This window comes from Vibrio sp. V31_P5A7T61, assembly GCF_009904895.1.
In the GTDB taxonomy this organism is placed as follows: Bacteria; Pseudomonadota; Gammaproteobacteria; order Enterobacterales; family Vibrionaceae; genus Vibrio; species Vibrio metschnikovii.
This window is the reverse complement of record NZ_WXWI01000048.1, coordinates 1-2,454: the sequence shown is the minus strand read 5'-3', so window position 1 is coordinate 2,454 and position 2,454 is coordinate 1. Positions and strand designations below refer to the sequence as shown.

Sequence of the window (2,454 nt, the reverse complement as noted above, 5' to 3'; positions counted from 1 at the left end):
ATTTATAATGGATACACGTATGATTAAAAGCTTATATAAATTCTTTCCAGCTAGAGAGAGTTTTTTTGATAATTTTCTAATAAGAGTTTCCAGTAAGGATTCTTTAAATGATCCATTTGAAGTTAACCCATCAATTGATTTTTACATGGATTTTTTTGACAAGGTAGGCTATCCAGGTTATTTGCGTGGTTCAAAAGACAAGGATGTGCTGCACAACATTTTAGAAACATCGACTAACTATTCAAAATTAAACATTCATCCATTAGAGTCTCTTGGTGTTATTAGCTTTACTGAGGACAAAGAAAATTTACTTATGTGGTCTCACTATGCTGACCAACATAAAGGTTTTGTTATTGAATTCGATATTGAACATGAGTTTTTCTCTAAGACACACTTTAATGGAAATGAATTTGTAGGTGCTATTAATAGAGTCTTATATAGAAAAGAAAGGTTAAAGTCGCTCAATGAATACATGGTGGAGGTATATTTCCATAAATCTGACGAATGGATATACGAAAAAGAACATCGTCTTCTTGTTTCTTTAGATGCCGTTGATAGGAAATTCATATTGAAGAGAAACAAGGATAAGTTTATTAATGAGTTTGAGATTGATGAGGTTTTTTATCTGACTTTGATGATAATTTAATTGAGATAAATAATAAGTCTTCATGTTATTTAAATTATTCTTCGGATGTTTTGTTTATGATTTATGTGCCTAAAGATTGTATAAAGTCAATAACATTTGGTTGTAGAACTGACGAGTCTTTTATTGAAAGTGTAACGAAGAAAATTAAAGAAATTAATAATGATATTAAAGTTTTCCGTTCATGCGTAGATAAATATGAATATAAGGTTTACTTTCGTGAACAATAAATATAACAAACGCTTCAAGAGGGACTTCCAACGCGCGGCATTTTTATTATGCGTTGACTTTGGTGGTTTCAGTGTTATGCGGAAACTTGGTAGTAGCGTTGTCAGCCCCTTAAGCGGGCGTTATATTTTGCTTGGAGTTCAGCGTATGAAAATTACAAATTCTACCTTTAGAGGGGGGGAGCCTGCTCGGGCTAATGCATGTGTTGGGAATAATGGTTCTCCTAGTTACGTTGAATACGCAAAAGGTTTCTCCAAAGCAGCTAACTTAATTATTGATCAAGCACTTGACTATGAAAATATAGATTTTCATGTAGATGACATGGTTTATCCAGCATGCTTCAACATGAGACATTCTGTCGAACTAAGATTGAAAGGTGCAATCGAAGATCTTGAGGTTATTGCTAAATGGCAAGGGCGTCGAATTGAATTCGATTTAGTAGGTTCTCATGATATTGGGAATATTTGGGAGTTTTTTAAACGAGAATCAGAAGCTATAGATATTCGATATCAATCTATCAATGAAAAGATTGAACCTACCATATTAGATATCGCAGGTGTTGACGCAACAGGTCAAACGTTTAGGTATCCCGTTGATCGAGATAGCCGAAAGCACTTAGCAGAAGTCGCCATCATCAATTTTAATGTTCTAAAAGCTAAATTTACATCATTAGAAGAAGAGCTTGATAACTTACTATTCCTGACTGAATTCCTGAGAGAGGAATACTCATTAAATACATTCACGGCAAAGTTATCAAGACAGCAATTATTTTCTTTGGCAGATGAACTGCCAAGTATTACTTCATGGCGCAATGACACCTTTAAAGATACTAAAAAGAAACTTATGGAACGGTTTTCTTTAGGAAGTCGAGACCTTAGTAAAGCAATAGATCTCATAAAATCTAACTATGAATTAAATCATAGAATAGGCTCGCGCTTGCCACTTAAAGGTATAGATGAGTATGACTTGATTTGGTTCCTAGATTTTTGGATGGAATTAAATCCGGAGATATTATCTCGCAAAAATCATACAGGTGGTTTGGTTGAGTTCGAACTTGACTCAATGTTGGACTTACTAGATCGTAATGCAAAGGTTAAAGCAATGTTTTGGGATAATTTGAATGGCTATTTGACGCCTGAAAGCTTAGCTGGTTTAAATGCGATCTTCTATTTCGCTAGAGATAAGAAATTTTCTGAAAGGTATATCACTACCTATGAACATGAGTTGAAAGAATCGACAATGTACTTCAACGAGGGTGGCAGTGGTGTGTGGGATAGTATTATGCACATGGCTGATAAGACAAACTTTTTTGATAACTTAGTTATGAGCCTGTTTTGCTTACACTATGACGACTTAGCTGAGGAGTTGATTGACATCTATGGTGTAAGTGATGCTTTTAATTGGTTAGACAAAGCGAGAACGAGAGAGTTGTTCTCCCTTCCAGAATTAGCTGGGTACTAATGCAAAATATAACAAGCGTTCAAGAGGGATTCGCAACGCGTAGCATTTTCGTTATGCGTTGATTTTATTAGTTTTTAGTGCAATACGGTGAGTTGGTAGTTGCGTTGCTCACCCCTTAACGC

2 protein-coding genes are annotated in these 2,454 nt (G+C 35.0%); both read left to right on the top strand.

Annotated features, from left to right (window positions below; translation table 11 throughout):
- A partial coding sequence (locus tag CAG58_RS10800) for a DUF2971 domain-containing protein (RefSeq protein ID WP_237666006.1) occupies nt 1–646 on the top strand: 646 nt, incomplete at its 5' end.
- A gap of 216 nt (nt 647–862) precedes the next feature.
- Nucleotides 863–2,332: a hypothetical protein gene (locus CAG58_RS10795; protein ID WP_337247259.1), complete on the top strand. Its 1,470-nt coding sequence runs from the start codon at nt 863–865 to the stop codon at nt 2,330–2,332.
- Nucleotides 2,333–2,454: the final 122 nt, after the last annotated feature.